General features: G+C 70.5%; 16 protein-coding genes and 3 tRNA genes. 14 read left to right on the top strand and 5 right to left on the bottom strand.

Features of this window, described 5'->3' with window-relative positions; all coding sequences use genetic code 11:
• Window position 1: 1 nt before the first annotated feature.
• From OG933_RS18810 to OG933_RS18790, 5 genes are all read left to right on the top strand, one after another.
• Entirely contained in the window at window positions 2-1,600 is a 1,599-nt protein-coding gene (locus OG933_RS18810; protein WP_405627912.1) for a NuoM family protein, read from the top strand.
• Window positions 1,597-3,132 carry an NADH-quinone oxidoreductase subunit N gene (locus OG933_RS18805; RefSeq protein ID WP_405627911.1) on the top strand — a complete coding sequence of 512 codons (1,536 nt, stop codon included), beginning with the start codon at window positions 1,597-1,599 and terminating at the stop codon, window positions 3,130-3,132. The genes OG933_RS18810 and OG933_RS18805 overlap by 4 nt, the downstream gene beginning before the upstream one ends.
• Window positions 3,133-3,334: 202 nt before the next feature.
• Complete coding sequence (gene htpX, locus OG933_RS18800; RefSeq protein WP_020130197.1) at window positions 3,335-4,198, top strand: zinc metalloprotease HtpX; 864 nt, start codon at window positions 3,335-3,337, stop codon at window positions 4,196-4,198.
• The gene (locus tag OG933_RS18795) at window positions 4,195-4,587 is read left to right on the top strand and encodes a YccF domain-containing protein (RefSeq protein ID WP_054238745.1); all 393 of its coding nucleotides are present in this window, start codon (window positions 4,195-4,197) and stop codon (window positions 4,585-4,587) included. The genes htpX and OG933_RS18795 overlap by 4 nt, the downstream gene beginning before the upstream one ends.
• 152 nt (window positions 4,588-4,739) lie before the next feature.
• Window positions 4,740-5,312 carry an SMI1/KNR4 family protein gene (locus OG933_RS18790; RefSeq protein WP_362517969.1) on the top strand — a complete coding sequence of 191 codons (573 nt, stop codon included), beginning with the start codon at window positions 4,740-4,742 and terminating at the stop codon, window positions 5,310-5,312.
• A 149-nt stretch (window positions 5,313-5,461) separates the two neighbouring features.
• Here OG933_RS18790 and OG933_RS18785 read toward each other — a convergent pair whose 3' ends face one another.
• Window positions 5,462-6,715, bottom strand: a complete 1,254-nt coding sequence (locus OG933_RS18785) for an APC family permease (protein WP_405627909.1) — start codon at window positions 6,713-6,715, stop codon at window positions 5,462-5,464.
• A gap of 186 nt (window positions 6,716-6,901) precedes the next feature.
• Between OG933_RS18785 and OG933_RS18780 the strand changes: the two genes are divergently transcribed.
• A complete protein-coding gene (locus OG933_RS18780) occupies window positions 6,902-7,168 on the top strand; it encodes a GlsB/YeaQ/YmgE family stress response membrane protein (protein ID WP_020132690.1) in 267 nt (88 codons plus the stop codon).
• A gap of 106 nt (window positions 7,169-7,274) precedes the next feature.
• On the opposite strand, the gene OG933_RS18775 is transcribed toward OG933_RS18780, so the two are convergent.
• Window positions 7,275-7,763, bottom strand: coding sequence for a YajQ family cyclic di-GMP-binding protein (locus OG933_RS18775; protein ID WP_020132689.1), 489 nt, complete (start codon window positions 7,761-7,763; stop codon window positions 7,275-7,277).
• Window positions 7,764-7,988: 225 nt separating this feature from the next.
• Here OG933_RS18775 and OG933_RS18770 point away from each other — a divergent pair.
• Window positions 7,989-8,070, top strand: a tRNA-Tyr gene (locus OG933_RS18770).
• A gap of 545 nt (window positions 8,071-8,615) precedes the next feature.
• On the opposite strand, the gene OG933_RS18765 is transcribed toward OG933_RS18770, so the two are convergent.
• Entirely contained in the window at window positions 8,616-8,927 is a 312-nt protein-coding gene (locus OG933_RS18765) for a hypothetical protein (RefSeq protein WP_230194913.1), read from the bottom strand.
• Between the two features lie 98 nt (window positions 8,928-9,025).
• Between OG933_RS18765 and OG933_RS18760 the strand changes: the two genes are divergently transcribed.
• Complete coding sequence (locus tag OG933_RS18760; RefSeq protein ID WP_078616067.1) at window positions 9,026-9,247, top strand: hypothetical protein; 222 nt, start codon at window positions 9,026-9,028, stop codon at window positions 9,245-9,247.
• A gap of 57 nt (window positions 9,248-9,304) precedes the next feature.
• On the opposite strand, the gene OG933_RS18755 is transcribed toward OG933_RS18760, so the two are convergent.
• Window positions 9,305-9,961, bottom strand: a complete 657-nt coding sequence (locus OG933_RS18755) for an SDR family oxidoreductase (RefSeq protein WP_362517958.1) — start codon at window positions 9,959-9,961, stop codon at window positions 9,305-9,307.
• 86 nt (window positions 9,962-10,047) lie between these two features.
• Window positions 10,048-11,316, bottom strand: a complete 1,269-nt coding sequence (locus OG933_RS18750) for a hydrolase (RefSeq protein WP_405627906.1) — start codon at window positions 11,314-11,316, stop codon at window positions 10,048-10,050.
• A 275-nt stretch (window positions 11,317-11,591) separates the two neighbouring features.
• Between OG933_RS18750 and OG933_RS18745 the strand changes: the two genes are divergently transcribed.
• From OG933_RS18745 to OG933_RS18720, 6 genes are all read left to right on the top strand, one after another.
• Window positions 11,592-11,664, top strand: a tRNA-Thr gene (locus OG933_RS18745).
• A 46-nt stretch (window positions 11,665-11,710) separates the two neighbouring features.
• Window positions 11,711-11,783 (top strand) — tRNA-Met (locus tag OG933_RS18740).
• An 88-nt stretch (window positions 11,784-11,871) separates the two neighbouring features.
• Window positions 11,872-12,036, top strand: a complete 165-nt coding sequence (rpmG, locus tag OG933_RS18735) for a 50S ribosomal protein L33 (protein WP_003948671.1) — start codon at window positions 11,872-11,874, stop codon at window positions 12,034-12,036.
• Window positions 12,037-12,187: 151 nt separating this feature from the next.
• Entirely contained in the window at window positions 12,188-12,670 is a 483-nt protein-coding gene (locus OG933_RS18730; RefSeq protein WP_405627904.1) for a MaoC family dehydratase N-terminal domain-containing protein, read from the top strand.
• A 7-nt stretch (window positions 12,671-12,677) separates the two neighbouring features.
• On the top strand, window positions 12,678-13,106 hold the full coding sequence (locus tag OG933_RS18725; protein ID WP_362517952.1) for a MaoC family dehydratase: 429 nt from the start codon (window positions 12,678-12,680) through the stop codon (window positions 13,104-13,106).
• 104 nt (window positions 13,107-13,210) lie between these two features.
• A complete protein-coding gene (locus tag OG933_RS18720) occupies window positions 13,211-13,780 on the top strand; it encodes a helix-turn-helix domain-containing protein (protein ID WP_362517949.1) in 570 nt (189 codons plus the stop codon).
• Window positions 13,781-13,837: the final 57 nt, after the last annotated feature.

Raw genomic sequence — 13,837 nt, 5'->3', positions numbered from 1 at the left:
CGTGATCGATATCAACGAGTCCGTGATGCAGTTCCTTCTGGCATTCATCGTGGTCGGCCCGCTTCTCGGCGCCGCCGCCGCTCTTCTGCCGGCTCCGCCCGGGCTGAAGGGGAAGTCACCCGAGCAGGCCGTGCTGCGGCACGGCATGACCGTGACCGGCGCGATCCTCATCGCCGCGATCGTCCTCGCGCTCGGCTTCGACCACGACCATCCGTCGAAGATGCAGGCCACCACGGACATCAGCTGGATCCCCGCACTCGACGTGCGCATCCACCTCGGCATCGACGGTATCTCCCTCCCCCTGCTGGTCCTGACCGCGCTGCTGACCTTCCTGTGCGCGGTGTACTCCTACTTCAGGCGGCAACAGCAGCCGCCGACGCAGCAGACCGCGGACCCGTCCCCGAAAGCCTTCGTCGCGCTCGTGCTCGTCCTGGAGTCCGGCACCCTCGCGGCCTTCGCCGTCCTCGACCTGCTGCTGTTCTTCCTCGCCTTCGAGATGGTCCTCGTCCCGATGTACTTCCTCATCGCCCGCTGGGGCGGCGCGGGCCGGACCCAGGCCGCCTGGAAGTTCATCCTGTTCACCCTGCTCGGATCCGTGGTCATGCTGCTCGGCCTGCTCCTGATCGGAATCAAGGCGGGCACCTTCGACATGGTGGCACTCGCCACTGACAACGGCCGGTCGCTCACTACATCCGTGCAGGTCATCGCCGTTCTCGCGATCGGGATCGGGCTCGCCGTCAAGACCCCGATGTGGCCACTGCACAGCTGGCTGCCCGACGCCCACACCGCCGCCCCGACCGTCGGTTCGGTCCTGCTGGCCGGAGTGCTGCTGAAAATGGGCACGTACGGGTTCGTCCGGATCCTGCTGCCCGTCGCGCCGGACGGCTTCCGCACCTTCGCGCCCTACCTCGCGGCCTTCGCCGTCGTCGGGATCATCTACGGATCCCTGGCCTGCCTGGCCCTCGCCAAGCGGGGCGCGAAGGGCGACCTCAAACGCCTCATCGCCTACTCCTCCGTCGGTCACATGGGTTTCGTCCTGCTCGGCATCGCGACCATGACCCCGACCGGCGTGAACGGCGCCCTGTTCGCCAACATCGCCCACGGCCTCATCACCGGCCTCCTCTTCTTCCTGGTCGGAGCGCTGAAGGACCGCACCGGCACCACCGATCTGGACACCCTCGCCGAGCAGACCGGCGCCGCGCTGTACGGCAGGACGCCCCGCCTCGGCGGCCTCCTCGCCTTCGCCGCCGTCGCCTCCCTCGGCCTGCCGGGCCTCGCCGGCTTCTGGGGCGAGATGCTGGCCCTGTTCGGCGCCTTCAACCCCGCAGCCGACCTCAGCCGGCCCGCCTTCCTCACCTTCACGGCGATCGCCGCGTTCGGCACCCTGCTGACGGCCGCCTACCTGCTCGTCGTGGTCCGCCGCGTCTGCATGGGCGTCGTCCCGCAGGACGCTCCGCGCCTCGCCGACGTGCAGACCTACGAGTTCGCGGCCTGGGCCCCGCTCGTCGCCCTCACCGTCGTCGCCGGCCTGTGGCCGAAGGCCCTCCTCGGGCTGACCGACCCGGCCGTGCAACAGCTCCTCGCAGGAGGCACCCGATGAGCGCCCTGGCCCAGCCCGTGTTCCAGCCGCTGGCCGAGTCGGTGGTCCAGTCCGTCGACTGGCTGGCCATCGCGCCGCCCACCCTCGCGGCGGTCGTCGCCCTCGTCGTCCTCGTCGCCGACCTCTTCGTCGGCGACGCCCGCAAGCCGCTCCTCGGCTGGCTGTCGGTCGCGGGACTCGCCGCCGCCACGGCCCTCCTCCTGCCCCTCCTGGACGGCGACCGCTCCACCTTCTGCCTGACCGGCGACACACGCGTGTGCAGCTACACGGCAGACCGCTTCACCCTCGTCATCCAGTTCCTGGTGCTCGGGGGAGCGCTGCTGGCGGCCCTGCTGTCGGTCACCGCCCTGAAGGACGCGCGCGGGCGACTTCCCGAAGGCGAGTTCTGGTTCCTGCTGCTGTCCTCCGCCGCCGGAGCCGCCCTGCTGCCCGCCTCCCGCGACCTCGCCACCCTCGTCGTCGCCCTGGAGGTCGCCTCCCTGCCCGCCTTCGCCCTGGTCGGCATCCGGCACGGCGACCGCCGGTCCTCAGAGGCGGCCCTGAAGTTCTTCCTGTCGTCCGTCACCGCGACCACCGTCAGCCTCCTGGGCATCAGCTTCGTGTACGCGACGACCGGAACCCTCTACCTCACCCAGGTCGCCGACCGCATCCAGCACGTCGACGGCCGGCTGGACACCCTGGCCCAGAGCGGCGTGGTCCTCACCCTCATCGGCTTCGCCTTCAAGACGGCCGCCGTCCCCTTCCACTTCTGGGTCCCCGACACCTACGTCGGCGCCCCGCTGCCCGTCGCCGCCTACCTGTCGGTCGTCGGCAAGGCGGTCGGCTTCTCCGGCCTCATCCTCGTCACCGTCATCGGCTTCCCCTCGTACGCCGACGTCTGGGGCCCCGCACTGGCCGTGCTGGCCGCGCTCACCATGACCGTCGGCAACGTCGGCGCCCTCCGCCAGCAAGCCACGCGCGCGTACAGCGCCGTACGCCTGCTCGCCTGGTCCTCCGTGGGCCAGGCCGGCTACCTCCTCGTACCGATCGCCGCCGCCGCGTACTCCGACGACGCCGAGCACGCCATCGGCTCCACCGTCGCCTACGCCCTCATGTACGCCGCGGTGAACCTGGGCGCCTTCGCGGTGGCCGCCCTGGTGGGCCGTACCAGCGCGACGAACCGGATCTCGGACTACCGGGGCCTCTACGCGAAGCACCCGGCGGCGGCCCTGCTCCTGGCCTTCTTCCTGCTCTGCCTCGCCGGACTGCCGCCGGGCATCATCGGCCTCTTCGCGAAGGTCACCGTGTTCTCGGCAGCCGTCGACGCGGGCCTCGGCTGGCTCGCGGTCGTCATGGCCGTCAACGTGGTGATCGCCCTGTACTACTACCTGCAGTGGACGGCGCTGCTCTTCCGCGCCCCCGAAGGCGAGCCCGAGAAGCACCGCGTCCCCGCCCCGCTCACCGCCGCGATCACCCTCACCGCGGCCCTCGGCATCGCCCTCTCCGGAGCACCCCAGCTGGTCCTGCGCTTCACCGACACCGGCCTCTTCTGAGCCCGCACGCGCGCGCATGCCCCCGTCCTCACCCGGACGGCCCACACCCATGCCCGCAAGCACAAGGGAACTAGTGCCTCCCGCCTGGCGTTGACCAGTACGGGAAGGTGCACTGGATGTGACACCACGGCACAGTGCCACCGCACAAGAGCAAGATTCGCAAGCAAAGGGTTCCCCTGCTGCACGACTTGGAGGGCGTACCGTGCACCGCCGGCACAACGGGCTCAGGACCGCAGTACTCCTCGGGGGACTGTCCGCACTCATCATCGTCATCGGCAGCTTCTTCGGCCGCATGGGGCTGGTCATCGCGGTCCTGATCGCACTCGGCACCAACGCGTACGCGTACTGGAACAGCGACAAACTGGCGCTACGCGCGATGCGTGCCCGCCCGGTGAGCGAGTTCGAGGCTCCCGCCCTGTACCGGATGGTCCGCGAGCTCTCCACCCAGGCCCGTCAGCCCATGCCCCGCCTGTACATCTCCCCGACCGAGGCACCCAACGCCTTCGCCACCGGCCGCAATCCGCGCAACGCCGCCGTGTGCTGCACGGACGGCATCCTGCGCCTCCTCGACGAGCGCGAACTGCGCGGCGTCATCGGCCACGAGCTCAGCCACGTCTACAACCGGGACATCCTCATCTCCTCGGTCGCCGGAGCGCTCGCCTCCGTGATCATGTTCCTGGTCAACTTCGCCTGGCTGATCCCGATCGGCCGCTCGGACGACGACGACGGTCCCGGCATCCTCGGCATGCTCCTGATCATGATTCTCGGCCCGCTCGCCGCCAGCGTCATCCAACTCGCCATCAGCCGCTCCCGTGAGTACGAGGCGGACGCCTCGGGCGCGCAGCTCACCGGCGACCCGCTGGCCCTCGCGAGCGCGCTGCGCAAACTGGAGACGGGCACCAAGCAGCTTCCACTGCCCCCGGAGCCCCGCATCGAGACCGCGAGCCACATGATGATCGCGAATCCCTTCCGCCCGGGCCAGGGACTCTCCAAGATGTTCTCGACGCACCCGCCGATGGCGGACCGTATCGCCCGGCTCGAGAAAATGGCAGGTCGCCACCAGTGAAGACCATCCTGAACGTCATCTGGCTGATCCTGAGCGGATTCTGGCTGTTCCTCGCCTACCTGGCCGCGGGAGTGCTGCTCTGCATCACGATCATCGGCATTCCCTTCGGGATCGCCGCTTTCCGGATCGGTGTCTACGCCCTCTGGCCCTTCGGCTACACGACGATCGAGCGCCGTGACGCGGGCGCGCCCTCCTGCGTCGGCAACGTGCTCTGGCTGGTGCTCGCCGGCTGGTGGCTGGCCATCGGGCACATCGTCACCGGACTGCTGCTCTGCCTGACCATCATCGGCATCCCGTTCGGCATCGCGAACTTCAAGCTGATCCCGGTCTCGCTGTTCCCGCTGGGCCGCGAGATCGTGCCCTCGGACCAGCCGTTCGCCTCGCGCTGACGGGCCGAGCACCGAGCGGCTTGTCGTCCACGGCCCGTCAGTAGCCGGGCGGTCGGCTGCTCGACGGCGGCCCGCCGCTCGCCGGTTGTCCACAGGCGGTGAGTTGTCCACAGGCCGGCCCGGTTGTCAGTGGCGGCCTGCATCATGAACGCATGACCGAGAACGAGCAGTTGTGGGCAGGGGTGGCGGCCAAGGCGGCCACCACCCGCCCCTGGGGTTGGCCGTCGCTCCCCGACCCCGTGGACGCGGCCACCGTGGCCCGTGCCGAGGCCGCACTCGGCTTCCGCCTGCCGCCGCTGCTCGCCGACCTCTACCTGCGTATAGGGGACGGCGGATTCGGCCCGGAGTACGGCCTGCTGCCCCTGCTCGACAGTTCTCCGTCCGGTGAACCCGCCGCCGTCGCCCAGTACCTCGCCAACCGCGCAGGCGGTCGCGAGGACCCCGACTGGCCCTGGCCCGAGGGTGTCCTGCCGATATCCCACTGGGGCTGCGCGATGTACGCGTGCGTGGACTGCCGTTCCCCGCAGGCGACGGTCCTGCTCTTCGAACCGAACCCGGGCGACCCCGACCACGCCTGGTTCGTCGACGCCCCCAGCCTCACCGCCTGGCTGCAGGCCTGGCTCGACGGCACGGGCTGGTACGACAGCCTGAACGACGACCTGGAACCGACCCCCTGGACCGAGTTCCGCATACGCACGGCGGCGACCGGGGCGACGACGCCGTAACGGCTGCTGCCGCAGCCTGCTGTCGCGCACCCGTTGCCCGCGCACCCGTTGCCCGGGCACCAGCCCGCCGCCGTCCGCCGTCCGCAGCCCACCGTCCGCCGTTCGTCGTCCGGAGCCCGCCGCCGCGGCCCGCCGTCGCTGTCGTCCGGCTACCGCGCGCCCGCCCAGCGCCGCCGTACCCCGTAAGCGAGCACGCCCACCGCCAGCACCCCCGCTCCTACGACCACCGAGGTCCTCGGCAGCGCGAACGCGAGCACCACACAGCCCAGGAGCCCCACCGCGGGCAGCATCCGCTTCGCCGGGGCCGGATCGAGCGTCCAGGCCGACGCGTTGGCCACCGCGTAGTACGTCAGCACACCGAAGGAGGAGAACCCGATCGCGCCCCGGACATCCACCGTGGCGGCCAGGACCGCGACCACCGCGCCCACCATGAGCTCGGCCCGGTGCGGTACCTGGAAGCGCGGGTGGACGGCGGCCAGGGCGCCGGGCAGATGCCGGTCCCGGGCCATGGCCAGCGTCGTGCGCGAGACGCCCAGGATGAGGGCGAGGAGCGAGCCCAGCGCCGCCACCGCTGCCCCGATCCGTACCACCGGCACCAGCCCGGGCACCCCCGCCGCCCGCACCGCGTCGGCCAACGGCGCCCCCGCCCGTCCGAGATCGCCCGGCCCCAGCACGGAGAGGACAGCGACCGTCACGCACGCGTACACGACCAGAGCGATCCCCAGGGCCAGGGGGATCGCGCGCGGGATGGTGCGGGCCGGGTCACGCACCTCCTCGCCCAGGGTCGCGATGCGGGCGTACCCGGCGAAGGCGAAGAACAGCAGACCGGCGGCCGTCAGCACCCCGCCGACACCCCCGGAGACCCCGATGTCCAGCCGCCCGTCGTCGGACGCGCCGGACCCCAGGCACACGAACACCACGCAAGCGAGGACCGCCAGGACCACCGCCACGATCGCCCGCGTCAGCCAGGCCGACTTCTGGACGCCGCCGTAGTTCACCGCGGTCAGCGCCACCACGGCCGCGACCGCCACGGCGTGCGCCTGCGTCGGCCAGACGTACGCACCGACCGTCAGAGCCATCGCCGCACAGGAGGCCGTCTTCCCGACCACGAACGACCAGCCCGCCAGATACCCCCAGAACGGGCCGAGCCGCTCGCGCCCGTACACGTACGTGCCGCCCGAGGCCGGATACAGGGCGGCGAGTCGCGCCGACGACATGGCGTTGCAGTAGGCGACCAGTGCGGCGAGCGCGAGTCCGAGCAGCAGTCCGGAGCCCGCGGCCTGCGCGGCGGGAGCGAGCGCCGCGAAGACGCCGGCACCGATCATCGAGCCGAGCCCGATGACCACGGCGTCGCCGAGGCCGAGCGTCCGCCGCAGTTCGGCGCGCGATCCGGACTGTGTCATGGGCCGCACCCTACTGATCGGCGGAACCACCGTGTGCCGTGGTGACGTCGTCCTCATCGACACGACCCGAACCCGCGTGCGACGCAGGACGCGGGGCGCGACGGAAACGAGCACAGCCCGTCCGGAGCGAGCGACATCACAGTGTCCGGACAGCGCGGGCACAGCACGGAAGGGCAGGTTCAGGACATGAGCATCATCAGCTGGATCATCCTGGGGTTGTTGGCCGGAGTAATCGCCAAGGTCCTGCTGCCGGGCCGCGACCCGGGCGGCTTCATCGGCACGACCCTCATCGGCGTCGCGGGCGCGTTCATCGGCGGCTGGATATCGGCCCGCTGGCTGGACCACCCCATCACCAAGGACTTCTACGACGGCGCGACCTGGGCCGCGGCGATCGGCGGTTCGCTGGTGCTGCTGATCGTCTATCGCCTGCTGTTCGGCAACTCACGCGACTGAGCGCCTCCGCGGCGGACCGAACGAGAAGGGTGGGCACCCCATGGGCGCCCACCCTTGCTCGTAGCTGTCCGGCTCGCGTCCGTCCGGCTCGTGTCCGTCCGGCCGACTACCGGTAGTTCACGAACTGCAGAGCGAAGTCGAAGTCCTGGCCCTTGAGCAGGGTGATGACGGTCTGGAGGTCGTCGCGGCTCTTGGAGCTGACCCGCAGTTCCTCGCCCTGCACCTGGGCCTTCACGCCCTTGGGGCCCTCGTCGCGGATGAGCTTCGCGACCTTCTTCGCGTTGTCCTGGGAGATGCCCTCCTTGATCTCCGCGAAGAGCTTGTACTCCTTGCCGGAGAGCTGGGGCTCGCCCGCCTCCAGCGCCTTGAGAGAGATCCCGCGCTTGATCAGCTTGGACTGGAAGACGTCGAGGACGGCGTTGACCCGGTCCTCGGAGTTCGCCTCCATCAGGATCTTGTCACCGGACCACGAGATCGAGGCGCCGACGCCTTTGAAGTCGTAGCGCTGCGAGATTTCCTTGCCGGCCTGGTTGAGGGCGTTGTCGACCTCCTGCCGCTCGACCTTCGAGACGATGTCGAAACTGGAGTCGGCCATGTCCTGTGGCTCCTTGTATCGGGGTGCGTGTCGGGTGCGTATCGGCGTACGTGGGGGCGACCGCCGAGCCCGGCGTGATCCCGGGCCGCATCCGCACAAGCCTAGTCATCCCGCCCGCTCCGGGCGGTGAGGAATCAGGTGGCGAAGCACCCCTGGGCATCGGGTATCGTTTACGTCGTTGCCAGGGAGCACCGCCGAAAAGCGGTTCGAACAGGCGGCAAACCCGGCGGTGTGCCCGAGCGGCCAAAGGGAGCAGACTGTAAATCTGCCGGCTCAGCCTTCCCAGGTTCGAATCCTGGCGCCGCCACGCTGAGAACGAAGGGTCCGTGACCTGCTTACACAGCAGGTCGCGGGCCCTTTGTCATGTTCCCTGACCGAGTCGCGTACTGTCCCCCGCTGTCTCGCATTCGAACGTCCGGTCCCGACGTGTGCGGACGGGGTGCGGACGGGATTTCCGCAATGAACTGCGGTCCCACTCCGGAACTGTGTGCCAGGTGGACAGCGCAGCGTGGCGAAGATCATATGGACGCCCGGTCGACGTCGATGCGAAGTGGCGGAGTGTGCGATCGCTGTTGTTCCGGAGCTCAACGGGTCACACGTGAACGGTTCGTCCAGCCGGCGGGCCCGTCACTGAACCCGTCCGGCATGCCATGGCAGTCCGTGCGCGCCGACACCTGCTGAGCCGCGTCACCGTCCGACAGCCGACGACGCCGCCGACCGGGGCCGTTCGACTCCTGGTGCCGCCGTGCTGACAGAGGGAACCCCTCCGACCTGCGCAGACGCAGCGCGGAGGGGTTTCTTCGTGTGCGGGGGACAGGGGGACAGGGAGACGCTGGGTGGCGGCGACCCGCCTCACTTTCCTTCGGCGGGGTCTTCCGGGGGTTCGGAGACCTCCGGCGAGGGTGTCTTCGCCGCTCTCTTCACCTCTGCCTCGATGTCGTTGCGTGGTCTGTTCTCGTCCTTGGCGTGTTCGGTCACCGCGGCCTGTACGTCGCGGGCGAGGTCGCGCCAGGCGCGCCAGGCGGTTTCGTAGGTGTCGGTCTGGATCTCCGGCCAGGGGGTGGCCGTGGGTGCGCCGTACGTGTCCCGCAGCGCTTCGACCCTCGCGTGTGCCTCGTCGGCCGCGCGTTGCTTCTCCACGAGTTCCTCGAAGGTATGTGCCACGTGTACGGATGCTAGGGAGGTGATCGCACTTCCGCGCGGCGAGCGGGGCGCGTCCCGCCGTGGGGTACCCGCGTGGCCCACTGGGGCAGACTGACGACATGTCCAGCGCGTCCAGTCGTCGTAGAACCTGCCCCGTTTGCCGTCGCGAGATCGCCGTGGTCGCCGGACGGTTCGCCCGGCACGACCCGCCGGGGGCGCGCGGAACCGGGGACCTGGTCTCCTGCCCCGGCTCGCGCAGTACGGCACAACTGGGCGCGGCCCAGCCGTCGTTGGACGGGTATGTGGTCCCGGAGTTTCCGGGACAGCTACCCCTCTTCTAGCGTTCTGGCGACCTGGCGCTCTGGCGTTCCAGGGCGTCTACCGGCGCACGGCGTTCCTCAGTTGCCCGCCACCGCCCTGACCGCCACCGGTACCGGCGTCGAGCCGCTGATGAGTTCCAGGGTGAGGCCGGACGTCGCCGGAGTGTCCAGCAGTTCGGCCAGCACGGTGGCCACGTCGTCGCGGGGGACGGAGCCGCGGCCCGTGCGGGCCTCCAGGCGGACCAGGCCGGTGCCGGGGTCGTCCGTGAGCGCGCCGGGGCGCAGGATGGTCCAGTCGAGGGAGTCCAGGCCCTGCACGTGCGCGTCCGCTTCGCCCTTGGCGCGCAGGTAGACGTCGAAGACCTCGTCACCCTGGTGATCGGGGTCCGCGCCCATGGACGACACGACCACGAAGCGCCGTACGCCCGCCCGGACCGCCGCGTCCGCGAACAGGATGGCCGCGCCCTTGTCCACGGTGTTCTTGCGGCCCACTCCGCTGCCCGGGCCGGCACCCGCCGCGAACACCGCCGCGTCCGCGCCCCGCAGCCGCTCCGCGACCGCTTCGACGGACGCCGACTCCAGGTCCAGGACGACCGGTTCGGCGCCGGCCGCCCGGAGGGCGTCGCCCTGTTCCGCCTTGCGGATGATCCCCGCGACCTCGTCCCCGCGCGCGGCGAGTAGACGCTCCAGCCGCAGCGCGATCTGACCATGACCACCAGCGATGACAATGCGCATGCTTCCGACCGTACGCCCGGACACCCGCATCCGCCGCATGACCTCACCCGGGTCCCCGCTCAACTCCCCGGCCCGCCCCCGCCGTCCTACGACAGCTGTCCCCGTCCCTGTCTCGGCAGGCCCCACTCGGGGGCGGCCGTCGAGCTGCGGTACTCGCGGACGGCGCTCGTGCGGGCCACCACGCGGCCCTGGTGGATCACGATCCTGCTGTACGCCAGGGACAGGGCGCCCGCCAGTCGGTCGCCGCGGACGGCCAGGAGGTCGGCCGGGAAGCCCGCCTCCACGCGGACCTCGGGGAGGCCCAGCGCGGCTCGCGCGGACGTGCTCACGGCGTCGTACGCGTCCTCGGCGCGCAGGCCGTGACGGGAGGCGAGCAGGTAGGCCGCCTCCAGGGGGTCGCCGCGGCCGACCGGGTTGGAGACGTCCCGCAACGCCCCGCTGCCCGCCGCGATCCGGACGCCGGCCGCGCGCAACAGCCGTACGGGCGCCGCGTCCCGGTGGTCGACGGTGCCGCAGCCGCCCTGGGGGAGGCAGACCACCGTCACGCCGGCGGCCGCGAGTTGGTCGGCGGTGCGGGTGGCCGTATCGGCGGGGAGGTCGTCGAGGCCGCCGCAGGGGCTCAGGGTGACGCCGGGGCGCAGACCGCCGGCCATCGCGGCGAGGCGGGCGAGGCGGGCCGGGTCGGCGGCGTCGGTGTGCAGGTCGACGGGGCAGCCGTGTTCGGAGGCGACCTCCAGGACGGTCTCCACGTAGCCCGTCGGATCGGGGTCCAGGTCCGGGCAGCCGCCCACCACGGAGGCGCCCATCTTCACCGCGTCCCGCAGCATCGCGAGCCCGTCCGCCCCGGCCGCCCCGGTCAGTACCCGCGGCATCGCCACCGCCGTCAGTTCGGCGAGCCCGCGCAGCGAACGCCGGGCCCGCAGTACGGCGGCCAGCGCGCCGAGGCCCTGGACGTCGCCCACGTGCACATGGGCGCGCAGCGCCGTCGCGCCGTGGCCCAGTTGCAGCAACGCGGCCTCCGTGGCACGGCGCTGGACGTCCTCGGGGGCGTACGAGACCGGGCCGTCCGCATCGGCCGTGAGCGCGGTGTCGGCGTGCGCGTGCGGCTCGGCGGGGGCGGGGAGCAGGAGGTAGCCGCCGAGGTCCACGCGCGTGCCGCCACGGGCGGGGCCGGTCGTCAGGCTGCCCGCCGTGCCGACCGCCTCGATACGCCCGCGGCCCAGCCGTACGTCCACGGTCCGGCCGTCCGTCAGGCGCGCCCCGCTCAGCAGGAGGGCGGCCGGGTCCGGCGGACCTCCCGCGGCGCCGGACGAGGACGACGGCCAAGGGGGCGGCTGCGGCTGGCTGTCGGGCATCGCGCTCCAGGGGCTCGGCTCGGGACTGCGCGGGGACGCGGGTGACGCGCGGTCGCTCGCGGGGACGCAAGATCACGCAGAGTGAGTCGAGCCTAGGACGGCGTTTCGGCGCCGGCGGGGAGGAGCGCAATAGTCGTACCGGTGTGGTCCGGCGTGCGGGAGGGGCCCGGGAGGCCGCTGGGACCTTGAGGAATCGGCCCTCCAGTCGGCCCCGGAGAGCCTCGCGAAACGGATTTGGGTGAACGGCTGCGGACCGTGTAATGTCTTCATCGCTCGCCCCAATAGCTCAGTCGGTAGAGCGTCTCCATGGTAAGGAGAAGGTCTACGGTTCGATTCCGTATTGGGGCTCTGGTGGGTGAGGTTCCCGTCGCAAGGCGGGACCTGATCCCATCAAAGCGGTGTAGCTCAGTCGGTAGAGCAAGCGGCTCATAATCGCTGTGTCACCGGTTCAAGTCCGGTCACCGCTACTGACAGTAGCCGATTGCGGGGTCGGTCCTTCGATCGGCTACTCTTTCATGCGTTATATGTCCCATCCGTTCGTCAAGGAGCACTCCTGTGGCTGCCACCGACGTCCGCCCGAAGATCACGCTGGCCTGCGTGGAGTGCAAGGAGCGGAACTACATCACCAAGAAGAACCGGCGTAACAACCCGGACCGACTGGAGATGAAGAAGCACTGCCCGCGTTGCAATGCGCACACCGCGCACCGCGAAACGCGATAAATTCAGGCTCGTATGCGAGGCCGTCCCCGAGTGATCGGGGGCGGCCTCGTGTCGTTGAGCGACCCGTACCGGTCAGTAGAGCAACGCTGAGCGGTACAGCACCAAGCAACAGAGCAGCGGAGCAGCAGAGCAACCAGGAGGTGCCGAGGCCATGGCGCTCGACCAGTCCTTCGTCGGGCGGACCTACCCGCCCACCGATCCCTACGAGGTCGGTCGGGAGAAGATCCGCGAGTTCGCCGAGGCCGTGGGTGACGCCAACCCGGCGTACACCGACCCGGAGGCCGCCAAGGCGCTCGGATACGCCGATGTGATCGCGCCGCCGACCTTCGTGTTCTCGATCACCTTCAAGGCGGCCGGACAGGTCGTCCAGGACCCTCGGCTGGGCCTCGACTACAGCCGGGTGGTGCACGGCGACCAGAAGTTCGCCTACCGGCGCCCGGTGCGCGCCGGTGACCGGCTCACGGTCACCTCGACCATCGAGGCGGTGAAGTCCATGGCCGGCAACGACATCCTGGACATCCGGGGCGAGGTCCGCGACGAGAGCGGCGAGCACGTCGTGACCGCCTGGACCAAGCTCGTCGCCCGCGCGGCGGAGCCGGCGGAAGCCGTGGACGCCACGGACGGGAAGGCGTGAGGAACCGATGACGGCGAAGATCGCTTACGACGAGGTCGAGGTCGGCACCGAACTGCCGGCCCGGTCCTTCCCTGTGAACCGCGCCACGCTGGTGCAGTACGCGGGTGCCTCCGGGGACTTCAATCCCATCCACTGGAACGAGAAGTTCGCCAAGGAGGTGGGCCTGCCGGACGTCATCGCGCACGGCATGTTCACCATGGCCGAGGCGGTCCGCGTCGTCACCGACTGGATCGGCGACCCGGGCGCGGTCGTCGACTACGGCGTTCGCTTCACGAAGCCCGTCGTCGTCCCCAACGACGACCAGGGTGCCGTCATCGAGGTCACCGGCAAGGTGGGCGCCAAGCTCGACGACAACACCGTGCGGGTCGACCTGACCGTGACCAGCGGCGGGCTGAAGGTCCTCGGGATGTCCCGGGCGGTCGTACGGCTGGCCTGATCCGAGGCGGCACACGCGATGTAAGGGGCGCCCTCCAAGGAGAGGCGCCCCTTACGCGTTGCCGGGCCTTGACGTAGTTAGTGATTGAGCACTAACTTGTTCGCATGGTCAGGATGAGCGCAGACGAGAGGCGCGAGAGCGTCATCCGCGCGGCGACGAGCGAGTTCGCCCGGGGTGGCTATCACGGCACCTCCACCGAGGCGATCGCCAGGCGGGTGGGTGTCTCGCAGCCGTATCTCTTCCGGCTCTTCGCGGGCAAGAAAGCGATCTTCCTCGCGGCCTCCGAGCGCTGCATGGACGACACCGTCCGCACGTTCGAGGAGGCCGCCAGGGGGCTGGAGGGCGAAGAGGCCCTGCATGCCATGGCGAACGCGTACACCAGGGTCATCGCGGAGCAGCCCGAACGGCTGATGATGCAGATGCAGACGTATGTCGCGGTGGCCGCCGCGGAGGCGGAGGGCGACCACGGCTTCGGGGAGGCCGTGCGCGCCGGGTGGATGCGGCTCTGGGACACCGTCCACGTGCCCCTGGGCGCCGACCTGAACGAGACGACGACCTTCATGGCGTACGGCATGCTCGTCAACTGCCTGGTGGCCATGGGGTTCGCGCCCGGGGACCGGGTCTGGGAAGGGATGTATCCCTCGGCTCGGATCAAGGGCCGGCTGGAGAAATAGCGCGGGCTGCGGACTGGCCGTCGCCATCGAAGGGCGCATTTTCATGGGCGCAAAAGT

The sequence above is a fragment of the Streptomyces sp. NBC_00016 genome, from assembly GCF_045040885.1.
Taxonomy (GTDB): Bacteria; Actinomycetota; Actinomycetes; order Streptomycetales; family Streptomycetaceae; genus Streptomyces; species Streptomyces coriariae.
The sequence above is the reverse complement of the archived record's forward strand: the minus strand, read 5'-3'. Positions and strand labels throughout refer to the sequence as shown.